The 13057-nt window shown below is 61.2% G+C and carries 19 protein-coding genes, 1 tRNA gene and 1 pseudogene; 8 read left to right on the plus strand and 13 right to left on the minus strand.

The window, feature by feature from the left end:
- The first annotated feature begins 161 nt into the window (after positions 1 to 161).
- Both FHW92_RS20485 and FHW92_RS20490 read left to right on the plus strand, forming a co-directional pair.
- Positions 162 to 1488 (plus strand): annotated as a pseudogene (locus FHW92_RS20485) (MFS transporter).
- Positions 1489 to 1492: 4 nt separating this feature from the next.
- The gene (locus FHW92_RS20490) at positions 1493 to 2083 is read left to right on the plus strand and encodes a PRC-barrel domain-containing protein (protein ID WP_246870323.1); all 591 of its coding nucleotides are present in this window, start codon (positions 1493 to 1495) and stop codon (positions 2081 to 2083) included.
- Positions 2084 to 2232: 149 nt separating this feature from the next.
- On the opposite strand, the gene FHW92_RS20495 is transcribed toward FHW92_RS20490, so the two are convergent.
- The 3 genes from FHW92_RS20495 to FHW92_RS20505 form a co-directional block, all read right to left on the minus strand.
- Positions 2233 to 2766, minus strand: coding sequence for an SOS response-associated peptidase family protein (locus FHW92_RS20495; RefSeq protein WP_246870335.1), 534 nt, complete (start codon positions 2764 to 2766; stop codon positions 2233 to 2235).
- An 83-nt stretch (positions 2767 to 2849) separates the two neighbouring features.
- Positions 2850 to 3164: a hypothetical protein gene (locus tag FHW92_RS20500; RefSeq protein WP_210428616.1), complete on the minus strand. Its 315-nt coding sequence runs from the start codon at positions 3162 to 3164 to the stop codon at positions 2850 to 2852.
- A gap of 67 nt (positions 3165 to 3231) precedes the next feature.
- Complete coding sequence (locus FHW92_RS20505; RefSeq protein ID WP_210428617.1) at positions 3232 to 3786, minus strand: hypothetical protein; 555 nt, start codon at positions 3784 to 3786, stop codon at positions 3232 to 3234.
- A 25-nt stretch (positions 3787 to 3811) separates the two neighbouring features.
- On the opposite strand from FHW92_RS20505, the gene FHW92_RS20510 reads away from it, so the two are divergent.
- Both FHW92_RS20510 and FHW92_RS20515 read left to right on the plus strand, forming a co-directional pair.
- Positions 3812 to 4096, plus strand: coding sequence for a hypothetical protein (locus tag FHW92_RS20510; RefSeq protein WP_168605151.1), 285 nt, complete (start codon positions 3812 to 3814; stop codon positions 4094 to 4096).
- A complete protein-coding gene (locus FHW92_RS20515; RefSeq protein ID WP_168605152.1) occupies positions 4093 to 4350 on the plus strand; it encodes a hypothetical protein in 258 nt (85 codons plus the stop codon). Before FHW92_RS20510 ends, FHW92_RS20515 begins: the two co-directional genes overlap by 4 nt.
- 180 nt (positions 4351 to 4530) lie before the next feature.
- On the opposite strand, the gene FHW92_RS20520 is transcribed toward FHW92_RS20515, so the two are convergent.
- Positions 4531 to 4797: a hypothetical protein gene (locus tag FHW92_RS20520; RefSeq protein WP_168605153.1), complete on the minus strand. Its 267-nt coding sequence runs from the start codon at positions 4795 to 4797 to the stop codon at positions 4531 to 4533.
- 192 nt (positions 4798 to 4989) lie between these two features.
- Between FHW92_RS20520 and FHW92_RS20525 the strand changes: the two genes are divergently transcribed.
- The gene (locus FHW92_RS20525; RefSeq protein WP_168605154.1) at positions 4990 to 5208 is read left to right on the plus strand and encodes a hypothetical protein; all 219 of its coding nucleotides are present in this window, start codon (positions 4990 to 4992) and stop codon (positions 5206 to 5208) included.
- A gap of 63 nt (positions 5209 to 5271) precedes the next feature.
- Here FHW92_RS20525 and FHW92_RS20530 read toward each other — a convergent pair whose 3' ends face one another.
- From FHW92_RS20530 to FHW92_RS20540, 3 genes are read right to left on the minus strand one after another with little or no spacing between them, the layout of a single operon-like run.
- Positions 5272 to 5820, minus strand: coding sequence for an ester cyclase (locus FHW92_RS20530; protein WP_210428618.1), 549 nt, complete (start codon positions 5818 to 5820; stop codon positions 5272 to 5274).
- A gap of 10 nt (positions 5821 to 5830) precedes the next feature.
- Positions 5831 to 6541, minus strand: coding sequence for an SDR family oxidoreductase (locus FHW92_RS20535; RefSeq protein ID WP_168605156.1), 711 nt, complete (start codon positions 6539 to 6541; stop codon positions 5831 to 5833).
- Positions 6542 to 6563: 22 nt separating this feature from the next.
- A complete protein-coding gene (locus tag FHW92_RS20540) occupies positions 6564 to 7562 on the minus strand; it encodes a polysaccharide deacetylase family protein (RefSeq protein ID WP_210428619.1) in 999 nt (332 codons plus the stop codon).
- 38 nt (positions 7563 to 7600) lie between these two features.
- On the opposite strand from FHW92_RS20540, the gene FHW92_RS20545 reads away from it, so the two are divergent.
- Positions 7601 to 8536 carry a LysR family transcriptional regulator gene (locus FHW92_RS20545; protein WP_210428620.1) on the plus strand — a complete coding sequence of 312 codons (936 nt, stop codon included), beginning with the start codon at positions 7601 to 7603 and terminating at the stop codon, positions 8534 to 8536.
- Positions 8537 to 8643: 107 nt separating this feature from the next.
- A complete protein-coding gene (locus FHW92_RS20550; protein WP_349237726.1) occupies positions 8644 to 8985 on the plus strand; it encodes a hypothetical protein in 342 nt (113 codons plus the stop codon).
- Positions 8986 to 9152: 167 nt separating this feature from the next.
- On the opposite strand, the gene FHW92_RS20555 is transcribed toward FHW92_RS20550, so the two are convergent.
- The gene (locus FHW92_RS20555) at positions 9153 to 9725 is read right to left on the minus strand and encodes a hypothetical protein (RefSeq protein WP_168605157.1); all 573 of its coding nucleotides are present in this window, start codon (positions 9723 to 9725) and stop codon (positions 9153 to 9155) included.
- Here FHW92_RS20555 and FHW92_RS20560 point away from each other — a divergent pair.
- On the plus strand, positions 9643 to 10500 hold the full coding sequence (locus FHW92_RS20560; RefSeq protein ID WP_246870324.1) for a TonB-dependent receptor: 858 nt from the start codon (positions 9643 to 9645) through the stop codon (positions 10498 to 10500). The two genes, FHW92_RS20555 and FHW92_RS20560, sit on opposite strands and share 83 nt — an antisense overlap.
- A 497-nt stretch (positions 10501 to 10997) precedes the next feature.
- Here the strand turns inward: FHW92_RS20560 and FHW92_RS26125 are convergent, their stop codons facing one another.
- The 5 genes from FHW92_RS26125 to FHW92_RS20580 all read right to left on the minus strand — a co-directional run bounded on the left by FHW92_RS26125 (position 10998) and on the right by FHW92_RS20580 (position 13051).
- Positions 10998 to 11126 carry a hypothetical protein gene (locus tag FHW92_RS26125; protein WP_282599812.1) on the minus strand — a complete coding sequence of 43 codons (129 nt, stop codon included), beginning with the start codon at positions 11124 to 11126 and terminating at the stop codon, positions 10998 to 11000.
- Between the two features lie 10 nt (positions 11127 to 11136).
- The gene (locus FHW92_RS25880; RefSeq protein ID WP_246870325.1) at positions 11137 to 11574 is read right to left on the minus strand and encodes an Arm DNA-binding domain-containing protein; all 438 of its coding nucleotides are present in this window, start codon (positions 11572 to 11574) and stop codon (positions 11137 to 11139) included.
- A 172-nt stretch (positions 11575 to 11746) separates the two neighbouring features.
- Positions 11747 to 11822: transfer RNA gene (locus FHW92_RS20570), tRNA-Phe, on the minus strand.
- 114 nt (positions 11823 to 11936) lie between these two features.
- Positions 11937 to 12098 (minus strand): DNA gyrase inhibitor YacG, encoded by a 162-nt coding sequence (yacG, locus tag FHW92_RS20575; protein ID WP_168605159.1) that lies wholly within the window; start codon positions 12096 to 12098, stop codon positions 11937 to 11939.
- A complete protein-coding gene (locus tag FHW92_RS20580) occupies positions 12095 to 13051 on the minus strand; it encodes a ribonuclease E/G (protein WP_168605160.1) in 957 nt (318 codons plus the stop codon). The genes yacG and FHW92_RS20580 overlap by 4 nt, the downstream gene beginning before the upstream one ends.
- Positions 13052 to 13057 lie beyond the last annotated feature (6 nt).

A 13057-nucleotide genomic window follows, 5' to 3' on the forward strand; every position in this document is an offset into this window, starting at 1 on the left:
CCCCTGGGGGCGGTTCATCAAGGCGTTCGCAGTTCGGGACCATAGCTCCCGGACTGCAAAGAGGATTTGGCCTTGAAACAATCGCAGCTCTGAATCGTTGCACCAAAGGACAGGTTTTTCCAAAAATTTATGGCCAAGCAATTTGCCAAAGAGGAATGAGTATGACTGGCGCACCGGCAAGCTCGACCACTCTGGAGCACCACGCTCGACTGATCAACGCACGCGATCCCCGGATCAGCCCGCGCGATATAGCCGTAGGCGTCATCATCGGCCGTTCGACGGAGTTCTTCGATTTCTTCGTCTATGCCATTGCTTCGGTACTGGTATTTCCTTCGCTGATGTTTCCCTACGCGTCTCCATTGCAGGGCACGCTCTATTCCTTCGCCATTTTCTCGCTGGCTTTTGTCGCACGGCCGCTGGGGGCTTTGCTCTTCATCTGGATCGACCGGCGACATGGGCGCGGAGTTAAGCTGACACTGGCCATGTTTTTGCTCGGCGGATCGACCGCGGCTATTGCCTTCGTGCCCGGTTATGACCAGGCAGGGCCTATGGCTGCGGTTATTTTGGCACTGTTCCGGCTGGGGCAGGGTTTCGCCCAGGGCGGGACGTGGGACGGCCTGCCTGCGCTGCTTTCGCTTAACGCGCCGGTCCGGCGGCGAGGTTGGTTTGCTATGATCCCGCAATTGGGGGCAGCCTGTGGGGCTGCTGGTGGCCTCAGGCGTCTATGCTTATTTGCTCTATACGCTCAAACCGGCGGATTTTCTCGATTGGGGCTGGCGCTACACCTTCTTCGTCGCTTTCGTCATCAATGTGGTGGCGCTCTTTGCCCGGTTGCGCCTGATCTCGACGCCTGAATTCGAAGCTCTTTACGAAAACCGGGAATTGCAGCCTTCATACGTGGGAGACCTGTTTCGTGAGGAATGGCGTACGGTGCTGCTGGGCGCCTTTGCCCCGCTTGCCAGCTTTGCGCTTTTCCATCTGGTGACGGTATTTCCGCTTTCCTGGATCACACTTTCGACCGGGGAAAGCCCGATCCGCTTTCTGATCATCGAGATGGTGGGGGCAGTTGTCGGAATTGGCGCGGTGATGGTTTCGGGCATGATCGCGGACCGGGTCGGGCGACGAATGCTGTTGGGATCTTCTGCGGCAGCCATCGCGATCTACAGCGGTTTTGCCCCGCAATTGCTGGGTCGTGGACCGTCGGGTGAATGGACCTATATGATTCTGGGCTTCGTCCTCCTCGGCCTTGCCTTTGGGCAATCCTCCGGGGCGGTCAACGGCAGTTTCTCTTCCCGGCATCGCTACACCGGCGCCGGAACCACCGCAACCGCATCATGGTTCATCGGCGCAGCCTTTGCTCCGCTGGCAGCGCTGTTTCTGGCCAGCCATTTCGGCCTGCTGGCGGTGGGGGCCTATTTGCTCTCGGGCGCAGTCTGCACGCTGCTAGCGCTCGGGCTGAACCGGGAGTGGGGACAGCGCGGGGAATAACGGGATGGGGCACGACTGGGCCGGATGGATCGCGCCGGCCGCGACAATGATCGCGGCCGTGATGACGGCGCTCAACTTGGGTGCGCGCGTTACGGGCTGGGGTTTTGTTGTGTTTCTGATCGGATCATTGGCATGGTCATGGATCGGTCTGTCCTCCGGTCAGAGCAACCTGCTTGCCACCAACGGCTTTCTCGCGCTGATAAATGCATTGGGCATATGGCGCTGGCTGGGGCGGCAAAGTGCGTATGAGGAGGGAAGCCGGCGGGCTCAGGATGCCAGCTGCCGAGCAACGACTCCCACGCTGTTTGCCGCCACGCAGATCGCGGGGACCAAGGTCACAGATTGCGACGGTGCGATGCTGGGGACAATGATCGAAGCCCTGATCAGCTGCGCGCAAGGGCGGATCAGTTATGTCGTGGTCGCTTCTGGAGGACTTGGCGGCGTGAACGAGAAACTGCGCGCCGTCCCTAGTGAGGAATTTCATTTTTCGGTTGAGGGCGGGCGGTTGCGCCATGACAGATTCTGGTTCGAGGCGCTTCCTGTGCTTGATGGCGAGGAATGGCCGATAGAACCTCCCCGACCAGACGATCAATGAGCTTTGGGTCGGACGCCAGTGTGTTGGTAGGTCTGCAAGCCCCATGAGGTCGGCATCGTGCCGTAATCCGACCGGAATGCAGACTTTCGCGAAAACCGATCACATAGGGACTGGAGCGTGACTACACCGAACGAGCGCTTTTCCGGAGCTTATGCTGGTCCACCCCGCGTCGGAAAGACTGGCCCCAGCATCGCCATCGCCGCCGCGTCATAGGGTCGCTGCAGGGCGACGATCTCTTCATAACTGCCACGCAGCCAGGTGTTGTGGTCTTCGGGCCGCAGAATCGTCACCATCGCCTTGGGATGGATAGGCGCAACCAGCTCATTGGCACCGCATGTCACCATCGCGGAGGCACTGCCGTCGACTGTCGCCTGCGAGAAGCCGACCACGGCAAAGACAGGCTGATCTGTAACCGAGAACCACATCTCGCTCTTAAGCGGCGGCTTACCGTCGCCCAGATCATGCTTTTCGGGCGTGAACTCGGCGAACTCGGTGAGCGGAACGAGACAGCGGTTAGCCGGCTTCTCGGCGAGCCTTCGCCAGTGGGGCAGACCAAGCTGACGCACATTGGTCATCGGCCAGGCCGCCTTGCCGCCCAGCACATCCCAGATCATCACGTCCCAGCCTCGCTCGCCATTGTCGCGCGGTCGCTCGCCAAACAGCTTGTTGGCGGCCCCAAACAGGGCTTCCGGCTAATCAGCGAAACGGGCACGATTACACATGGGCAAATCCTATCAGCGGGGAGGGGAAGGGCAAGCATCCCACCTCATCGAAAGTCGCGCGTCCTTACCTTGATCCCCTCAGTGGGCTGGCCCGGGATGATGCCGGAGCCAAGAGCAAGGTCGGGATCAAACATATTGCGCGCCGGGCGGCCCAGCACCCGCTCCTCCGGATCGCGACGATCTGGCCCGCTGCCATGCTTGACCACATCCGCGCGGGCCACGGGATCCATCCCGCTGGTGTCCCCACGCCCGCCAACGCTGGCGAGCAGCGGGGAGAGATCGTCGAGCCGCTGAGCCACCACATGGATCACCTCGCCCTGGACCTGTCCGCCCCGCTGGCGCCGCGCTCGATTTATCATTTGAGCGGGGAAGCGCGCCATGGCTGGGAGCACAGCATCGCCAAGATGGAGAAGACGCGTTGGTCGATCACCTTGCGCAGCCTTTCGGAGAAAGGTCGACGGGAACTCTCCTTGCGGTCCTGATCCGTGCTGCCAGATCGCGGCTGTTCAGGTCTTCTGCGGCCCAGCCCACGGAGGCGCCGACGAACTCCAGGACGTCGAACCGCACGTCCAGCTCACGCATGGCCATCTCTTCCTGCGCAGCTTCATCAAAGTCTTCAGCTTCGGACATATGTTCGATGACGGGCGACATTCGCACCAGGATCGCCTCGGCGGCCACATCGGCGGGCACGAGGCCTTGGGCTTCGCACCATGCCCGTAATCGCACGATGTCGCCAAAAGCGCCATCCGGGCCCAGGCTCGCCGCATAGCCCTGCTGGACCTGTTCCCAAGTCAGATCGACAGACCGCATCTGTTCGAAAGCATGCTCCCACACGTCGCGAGGGGCATTGTCGCCCGGCAGTTGGAAGCCGGGAAGGTCGGGCGTGGGATAGCGCAGTGAGTCCATGCAGGCGATAACGTTCAAGTGGGCGTTTGGTTCATGCGGTGAGTTCGCCGCGCCGACCGGCGGATTGGCATCCAAGCGGCGTTTGGATTGTTTAGTCCCTATGGCCAACAAACGCGCACTCAAGGTTTTCCGTACCTCTGCAGGCTTCGAGGACACCTATATTGCCGCGCCCAGCCAAAAGGCGGCGCTCGAGGCATGGGGCGCCAGGCGCAACCTCTTCGCGCAGGGGGTGGCCGAGCTTGTGACGGACCCTGAACTCGCGAAGGCGGCGCTAGCTCGTCCCGGCCAAGTGCTGCGCGTCCCACGCGGCACAACCGCCGAACATCTGGCGGCGGGGGAACGTCGAAAGCAACGAAGGCGAAAGCAACTCCGTCGGAGAGGGTGAAGGAAAAGCCGAGCCCGCCCAACCCAAAGCCTCGGCCCAGTCGCGAAAAGCTGGACGCTGCCCGCGCGGGGGTGGAGCGCAGGCAGAAGGAGTTCGAAACGGCAGAGACGAAACTGGTGAAGCAGATTGAGGTGCTCAAAGCGCAGTTGGCTGAACGCAAGCGCGAGAACGGCAAGGAGCTTGCTCGCCTGCGAGAACGCGTCGAGGACCAAGAGCGCCTTTACCGCAGGGCCTTGGCGGACTGGCAGGGCTAGCCCAAAGCCATGGGCGTGGTGCATCCTCGACATCCCGGCGCGTGTGCAAAGCATGACCGATTTTCATCGCAGCAATCCTCTGTCGGCGATTCCCATCGAACATGCTGGCCCCGATGTTCCGCAAGAGCAGGATCGCGCGGCATCGCCGCGCGGCTCGAGCTAGCGTTACCCGGCGCCATCTTATTCGTCGGATGGATCGCCTTCGTAATCGGCGAGAGCTGCCTCCACCATCGCCTGCCAGACCCCAGCATCGCCGGCATTGGCCATCACGATATCGGGCTCGCGCAGCGTTTTGAGGATGGCGACCGCCTGGCCTATGTAGAGGGGCCATTCCGCTTCGACCTCATCGCCCGCCGAGGGTTCGTAGCCTTCCCCGTTCACGCTGAGGCGCTCGGCGGCGAGAACCCGGGCAATCCGTTCCACCGCGCTCAATTCCGAAATGGGCATATCACCTTCCTTTGCGCTGTCGACCTCCTGCGGCCGGTGCCGATGAAATGGTCAAAGCGTCGCCTGGTTTCCTTCGGACCCGGATATGCCTTGCTGCGTCGCGGCTTCGGCTTGTCGCCAAGCTTTACTCACACAGGCGCATGGGTATCGACCTGACCATCGACCAGTTTTTGGCAGAGGGCTGAGCAGCAAATGGTCGATCCGCAGGCTCGCGATGCGGCTGTAGGCGTGGCGGAAGTAATCACAAAACGTACAGATCAATTTGGCGGGATGCTGGTGGCGCAAGGCATCGGTCCAGCCTTGCGCCAAGAGGCGTGCGTAGGCGTCTCTGGCGTGCTAGTGGTCATAAAGGGCAAGCCACATGGTGATGGTCCGATCAGCGCAGCCATCCAGCGGGTGATCGACGTCTGAAGTCCACGTCGAATCTACCCCGCCCTCGACTTTGATCAGCCCCCGGCATCGTACCTGCGCGCATTAGCGCGCAGGTACGATGCCGACCTGTCTGAGGAATGTGAGATTGTCTTCTAGGTGCCAGTTGTCGGTAATCTGTCCTTTCTGGATGCGTAGAATGTCGGTCGCGATGAAGTCGATCGCTTGGCCCTTGCCCTGCACGCCGTCGAGACTGCCGGTGAAATGGCCCGTGAAGTGCAAATGCGATACCACCCGGTCCCCGACCACAAGCCGCTGAACGACGTCCATCCTGAGATCAGGAACGGCGGCGAGAAACGCTTTCGAGGCAGCGACGGGTCCGCTGGGGCCTTGAGGCCGGCCCGGCGGCAGGGTGTGGTCCACGAAGCGCGGCGAGAGCGCCCGGCGTAGCAGAGCGGGGCTGCCATTCTCCCAGAAACCATAAAAGGCATCGACCGGCTTAAGCAGGGCATCTCTCGTCGTCGGCGACATGCCTGATGCGACAATCAGTTCCTGCGGTATTGCCATGGCGAGTGCGGCGACATCATCGACCTGTGCAGCCTCGGCGGGTGCCGCGGCGGCCACGGTCAAGGCTATCAGAGGGAACAGGCGCATGATCATCTCCTCACGCGATCGTGCCGCCGCCGTCGATCATGACGGTGGCGCCGGTGGCGAAAGGGTTGGTTGCGAGGAACAGGATGGCCTGCGCGATATCCTCGGGCTGGCCGATGCGTTGTGCGGGAAGCTTCGCGGCTGCTTGTTCGAACAGCCGCTGCCGGTCCGCCTCAGACATTCCGCTCCACAACGGCGTGTCGATCATACCCGGTGATACGGTGTTGACGCGAACGGGCGCCCTTTCGAGTGCAAGTCCCCGCCCCAGCGCCTCGAGTGCGGCGTTGATCGCACCCTGAAGCACCGATGTCGCGCTCGGCCGATGGGACAGAAAGCCCGAGACAAAGGTCAACGAACCACCGGTATTAATCCGGACGGCCCGTGCGATCCGGTATGCGCCCCAGAACTTGCTCTCCATCGACGCTTTGGCATCCTCGATCGCCAGTGTGCTTATCGCGCCGGATTTCGTGGCGGCAGCCGCGATCACAACATGATCGAACGGAGCGGTGCTCTCAAAGAAAGCCTCCACCGCGTCATTATCGAGGAAATCGACTAGAGCCGTTTCAGCACCCGTCACAGCGGCAAGCGAGATGAGCTTGTCGGTGTTCCGGCCTGTTGCGACAACCTGCGCGCCGACGGCGGCGAAGGCCTTGACGGTCGCTTCGCCGATCCCGCCAGCGGCACCGACCACGAGGACGTGTTGGCCCTTGAGTTCGATAGTCATTCTTGTTCTCCTTCAAGAGGGATCAGGCCGAGGACCCCGGCAGACCGCTGATCGCGGGCGCTCCGCGATCAAAGACAGGCGTCTGAGGGCGGTGGGCGAGGGCGTAGGCGGCGATCTCGTCCTTGCGGGCAAACCAGACGCCGGCCTTCGATTTGGCATAGGCCAGGAAACGGTCGAGGACGCGAACACGGTTCGCATGGCCGGAGATGCGATCGTGCAATGACACGACCATCATCCGCCGCTTGTGCGCGCCCTCCTCGTAAAGCTGGTCGAATTCGTCCTTCAACGCCTGCTCATAAGCATCTGGATTCCAGCTCCCGAAGGGAAAGGAGACGATGTCGTTCATGTGAAGTGTGTAAGGAACGGTGACGAAGTCGCCGCCTTTGAGCTTGATGATGAACGGCTGGTCCATGCTCGGCTCGTCGATATGGTATTGGAAGCCGAGCGACTGGAGGATGTCGAGCGTATGCTGCGAGTTGCGCATCCAATAGGCGTTCCACCCGAGCGGCTGCTGGCCTGTGATCTTCTCAATGCTTGCTGCGCCCTCGGCGATGAAACGCCGTTCGGCATCGGGATCGAGAGCATAGCTGTTTTGCCAGGCGCGACCATGCGCAGCGGCCTCATGTCCCCGGCGAACGATCTCACGGGCCAGATCCGGCGCCTTCTCGATCGCTTGGCCGACCATGAAAGACGAGAGTTTGACCTGGTACTTGTCCATCAGGTCGAGGATGCGCGGTATGCCCTCGTAAATGCCATACTGAAAGAAAGCGTTGGTAGGAAGGTCGGGCAAACCCTTTTCGATAGGGTCGGGAATGATGCCACCCGCGCCCGAAATGGGCTGTCCGCCAGCTTCGAACATGAGCGAAAAACTGACGGCGAGACGGGCATCGTTCGGCCAGAAAGGTCCGGAAGCAGGCATGATGACCTCCTGAGCTTTGAGCGTCGGCGACAAGGTAACCGCAGCAGCGGCGAAGCCGCTGCCGAGAAGGGTTCGGCGGGTAAGGGGAAGCTGCGTTGTCATAGCGCAGATATCGGCTCTTGCGCCCCGGGCGATAAGCTGTGAATAATTTCATGCACACTCGCATCAAGGTTGATAATGCAATGCTGGATGATCTTAACGAACTGAAGACATTCCGCGCCATCCTGAGCGAAGGCAGTCTATCGGCAGCGGCTCGGCGAATGGGCCTGACGCTGGCGGTGGTCAGTAAGCGGTTGGCAACCTTGGAGAGTCGTGCCGGGGTGCGCCTTATCCATCGTAGTACACGCTCGCTCAGCGCCACTGAGGAAGGCGCGCGGCTGCTGATCGACGTCGAACGGGCGCTCGACGCAATCGAAGCCGGCGAGGAAAGGCTCGCTGGCGGCCGGGACGAGCCGGTCGGCACTCTTCGCGTCAGTGCACCTATCTCGTTCGGCCGGCGCTACGTCGCGCCGGTGCTCGGTCGCCTCGCTACGCGCTATCCTAGGCTTGCCGTGTCCCTGTACCTCAATGATCGGTTGGTCGATCTCGTCGGGGAGGGGCTGGATCTGGTGATCCGCATCGGCACTTTGACCGACAGTTCGGCCATGATGCGGAAACTTGCCGACAATCGGCGCATCCTCGTGGCATCGCCTGGTTATCTTGATCGCGCGGGTCGGCCCGAAACGCCGGAACAGGCTGCTGAGCACGAATTCCTGCGCTACGGCAGTGCGGCCGAGCCCTGGCATCTCAAGGGGCCGGGCGGGGCAACCGCTCATGTCGCTGCGGCAGCACGAATGCGTGTCGATAATGGCGATGCGGTCCACGACTGGGCGCTCGCTGGCCTCGGCATCATGCTCAAATCGGAGGTCGACGTCGTCGAAGATATGTCACTTGGACGGCTGGAGCGCGTACTGCCTAACTGGGATTGCGGCGAAGCGCCGATTGTCGCACTTTATCCTACAGCACAATACCTGCCGCTCAAGACCCGCGTTTTTCTCGATGAGCTGTCCGCGCATATGGCGGGTTTGCCAAAGTAGTGCTAGCTTAAGAACAGGCCTGTATTGGCTGAGCGGCGCATTACTTCGAATTGACCTGTCGCGCAAGGCGCTCAAAAACAGGGGAGGATTTTTTTCAGAGGCGTTGCTTGACAACCATCCTGTTCATTTGCAGCCAGAACCACCTGCGCAGCCCAACGGCCGAGCAGGTGTTTGCCGACTATCCCGGCCTTGAGGTGTCCTCAGCCGGCACCAACCATGATGCCGAAAACCCCCTGACCGCAGGACTGGTGTCATGGGCCGACATCATCGTGGTGATGGAAAAGCAGCACCGCGCCAAAGTGCAACGGCGGTTCCGCGCGGCCTGCAACGTGGGCAACGGATCATCTGCCTCAATATCTCGGACGACTATCCCTTCATGCAGCCGGAACTGGTGGAACTGCTCAAGGCACGCATGGCGCGGCATCTTCCGCCAGCATGATCATGAATGAACGACAAGTTTGGGTGGCTCCACCGGAGGCGTTGAACGTCTCCTTTAAGGGCGTAAGCTACAGCAATCACTCAATTCGGACGGATGTCACTCAATCAAGCCCGTTACGCGATCACGTAACGGGCAGGTATGCAAGAAGCAAAAGCTTGCAGGCCCCACGTTGCCGTCTCAATCAGCGGGAGGGCCAAAGAGCTTCCGGCGTAACTTCGCAAAATACCTCCAGCGCCACAGCAGGATCAGGCCCAGCCCAAGAACAGCCCAAGGCATGCCGTAAGCAAGACCGAGGAGCACGGTACTCATCATAGTGGTCATGCTGATCCATCCGGCATGAGCGGCATCGCGAATGAGGTTGTTGCCGAAAGCAAACCCGCCTTCACCGCGATAGTTGAAACTCATGGGAGTATTGGCCAATTGCTCCGCGCTATCGGCTTGTGCGGACTTCTCCTGTGTGATCTGACCCCGCAGCTTTGCAATTTCAGACCGCAACGTTTCCCTTTCGGGATCATTGGGCTTCATGGCGGCAAGCTTGCGTTCAAGCTCGGCGATCTGGCTTTGGATCGATTGACTGCGCTGCTGGGACGCTGAGATTTTGGCGGCTGCGTCTTCTCCGGTGATTTCGGAATCGACCAGCTTACCCGCAGCTTTCTGCACCGCTGCAATGCCCTCTTTGCCGAAGCTGCGAGCCAGGGCGGGAGCCAGCTTGAATTCAAGTGATGCGGAAACACGGTCATTGTCGTTCAAGGCCGGGGCTGAGTACAAATTCTCGTCCGATCTGATGACGTATTATTCGTTCTCGCAGGGGTTTAAGTCGGGTGGTTGGACCACGCGTTTGCTTGACGTCATATCACCGCCGAACGACATCAGTCAGCTGACCTTCCGGCCCGAGACGGCCAATACGCATGAGCTTGGTCTGAAATCCACGCTCCTCAATCGCAAGCTGCGTCTCAATCTGGCGGCCTTCAGCACCGATTATGACAACATGCAGGTTACGGTCTACAATGGCCTTTCACCCGTATTCAAAAATGGCGGCAAGGCCACGATCCGCGGCTTTGAGGCCGAGGCGCAGGCGAAGCTGGGCGAATTGTCGATCAACGGCAGCGTCGGCTATCTGGATGCCTATTATCGCCAGCTCAGCCCCGGCGTGACATTCGCGGCAAGCAACAAGCTGGTCAATACCCCCGAATGGTCGGCCGCTTTTGGTGGGTTTTGGCGGCACACTCTGGCAAACGGCAGCGCACTCTCTCTGGCTGCCGATTATAGCTACAAGAGCAACGTTCATCCTGATGCGGAAAATTCGCGTTACCTTCAGTCGGGCAATGTCGGCATGCTGGATGGCTCGATTGGGTATACCGGCAGGGATGAGCGCTGGAGCCTGACCTTGGGCGTGCGCAATCTGACCGATAAGCGCTTTGTCGTTGGCGGGTTTGATCAATCCTCCCCCGGCAGTGTAGGCTTTGTATCCGCAACCTATAGTCCGCCTCGCCAGTGGTATCTCACCTTGCGGGTTCACGACTGACCAGTTGTACAGCCTGAGTTGTTATGCCTTGAACCCGTCATCCTGAGTTTTCCGAAACCTGTCGGACGATCGTGCAGGCCAGTTCGCTCGATCAGGGTTCTGCGGCTGCTTGAGAGCAAACCGCGATGTGGGGACCGGGACCTTTCAAGCGCCGGGACCGCCGGAGAAGCCGCCGTGCGGGGCGGATCAAGGGCGGCGGCGGGAAGGGCGGCGAACCCGCAGGAAGCCCGCCAGGCCGGTCGTCATAGGGCCCGCTGCATGCCGACAGGGCATGTTGATGAAGAAGTGGGCGCGCCGGTCGGTCAGGAGCCGGCGCGCCCTGATGGCGCGGTCTGAGCCCCGGGCGCTGCCGGGCAGCGTAAGGCGGTTTGCCGGGAGAGCAAGCCATTGGGGCACTGCCCCATCATAGGCATCAATGGACCGAAGCAGGCCGCCCAGAATGTCGGGGTCGGTGACCGCCGCGTGATGCTTCGTCTTGGGTGTGACGAGCGCCCCTTTCAGATTGGCCGAGACATATCATACTGCGCGCGGCCCGTGACGATCGCATAGCGGAAGATCGTGCCGAACGTGCTGCGCAGGCGATTGGCGGTCTCATGGCGTCCGCGCAATTCAATTTTTCGAAGCACATCAAGCAATTCAGGCGCCGTCAGTTCCGTGATAGGGCGGTCGCCGATATCGGGTTTGGCAAAATCGAGCAGCCAGCGCAGCTTGGATATGGTCGGTCGAACGGCCGTCTCTCTCAAGCTTGCCGAGCCATTCCTTGCTTATCGCCCGAAACGTATCCTGCGAGCGGGCCCGTTCTTCGCGCTGCTTGTCCTTGCGGATTTGGGCAGGATCACGGCCCTCCGCCAAGGCCTCGCGGGCGGCTGCCCTCATGGCCCGGGCCTTGGCGAGGGGCAGGTCGGGATAGTTCCCGAGAGACAGAGTTTTCTGCTTGCCCCCGAAGCGATAATTAAATCGCCAGAGCCGTCCACCCGTGGGCATGATGAGCAGGCAAAGCCCTAGCTCATCGCTCAATTTGTAGGGCTTATCTTTTGGTTTTGCGGCATTAATTGTCAGTGCGGTGATAGCCATGATGGTATCGTCCTGATAGTATGATTGCGCATACCAACAAGAGTACCATCAGATGGTCCGGGTACAACCGGACCCGCCCGACTCTACCGGACTGGTGATCCAGCAGAAATGGCGCAATTCCGCCATTGCCGGATGTCCTCAGACGGTCTAGAATGTGTTTGGAAGGCGGTAATGGTGCCTGGGGACGGGATCGAACCGCCGACACCGTGATTTTCAGTCACGTGCTCTACCAACTGAGCTACCCAGGCATTACCATTTGTTACCGTTTAGCAGAGGATGTTGCCATCGCCTCGCTGCCGGTGGACGGGCCTATGGCTAACCGGATCGGTCTTGGCAAGCCAAAAAAACACATTCGATGAAACTTATTTGTCATCCTCCCCATTTGCGGGGTTTCCGGGCAGGGCATAGCCGTCCGACAGCCACTGCATCAGGTCGCGATCACGGCAACGGGTTGAGCAAAATGGTTTATGTGATTCGTTGCGGGGCTTGCCGCAGACCGGGCATTTGCGATTTTGTTGGGTCATAATGTCACCGCCTGCGCGAATCCGCCGTCGAGAGCAAGACCCGCATCTTCCTGAAAATCCAGCCGCCGTCCGCTGCGCTGGGCCAGTTCCTCGCGCCATGCGGGCGTGATGGCCGCCATCACCGAAGGGTGGGCGCGCAGCAGCAGCAGTCCGGCCTCCGCAACCCTCTCGGCCCGGCGCAGCAAAAGCCGCGCCGTCGCGCCCGCCCGCGCATGGGTCAGCCGCGCCAGCAGCGAAGGGCGCTCCATCCGCGAAACGATCTGGACAAAGCCAAAGCCGTTCATCGCCGTGCGTTCATGGGGCCAGCCTTCCAGATCCTGCGCCAGAACGCCGTCCACCGCCTGCCGATCAGCCTTGGTCTCCAGAGTGGGGAAATCGATGCCGATCGAACCGCCCAGATCGAGCCGCCTGATGGTCGAGGCCACCGCCCCGGCCGCCGCCACGGCCAGCGCGGGCGGGGGCAGGGGGCCATCGACGTCGATCACCGTCATCGCGGGCGTGGGCGACAGCACCAGCGCTCCGCCGGAAAAGGCGACCGCACCGCTCCATGCTTCGCCCCACACATCCTCCCACACACCGGCGGGGAATTGGCGCACCACGCGCGCATCGGGCAGGATATCGGCAAGGCGCGGGGCAGGGCGCAGCGGTGCATCGCACGGACGCGACTGGGCCAATTTATAGCGGCCCGTTTCCGCCATGGCGCTGCGCAAGATCTCGACGCGGATCGGCGCGCCCTCGCTCGCCTCGCGCGGCAGGCGGTCGACCAGCGCTTCCTCGCCGCTCTTCAGGCGCAACAGGCCCCGGCGCGAACCTCCCGCGCGGCGGATCAGGGTCGCGTTCTCAACCTGCCCCGGCGCGGCGCTTCCGGGCCAGTCGATCTTGGCGGCCACCACTTCGGCTCCATCGAGCAGCACCGCGCGATCCTCGCCGATGCCTTGCTCGATCAACCACATGGGCGT

It is taken from the genome of Novosphingobium sp. SG707 (assembly GCF_012275515.1).
Classification (GTDB): domain Bacteria; phylum Pseudomonadota; class Alphaproteobacteria; order Sphingomonadales; family Sphingomonadaceae; genus Novosphingobium.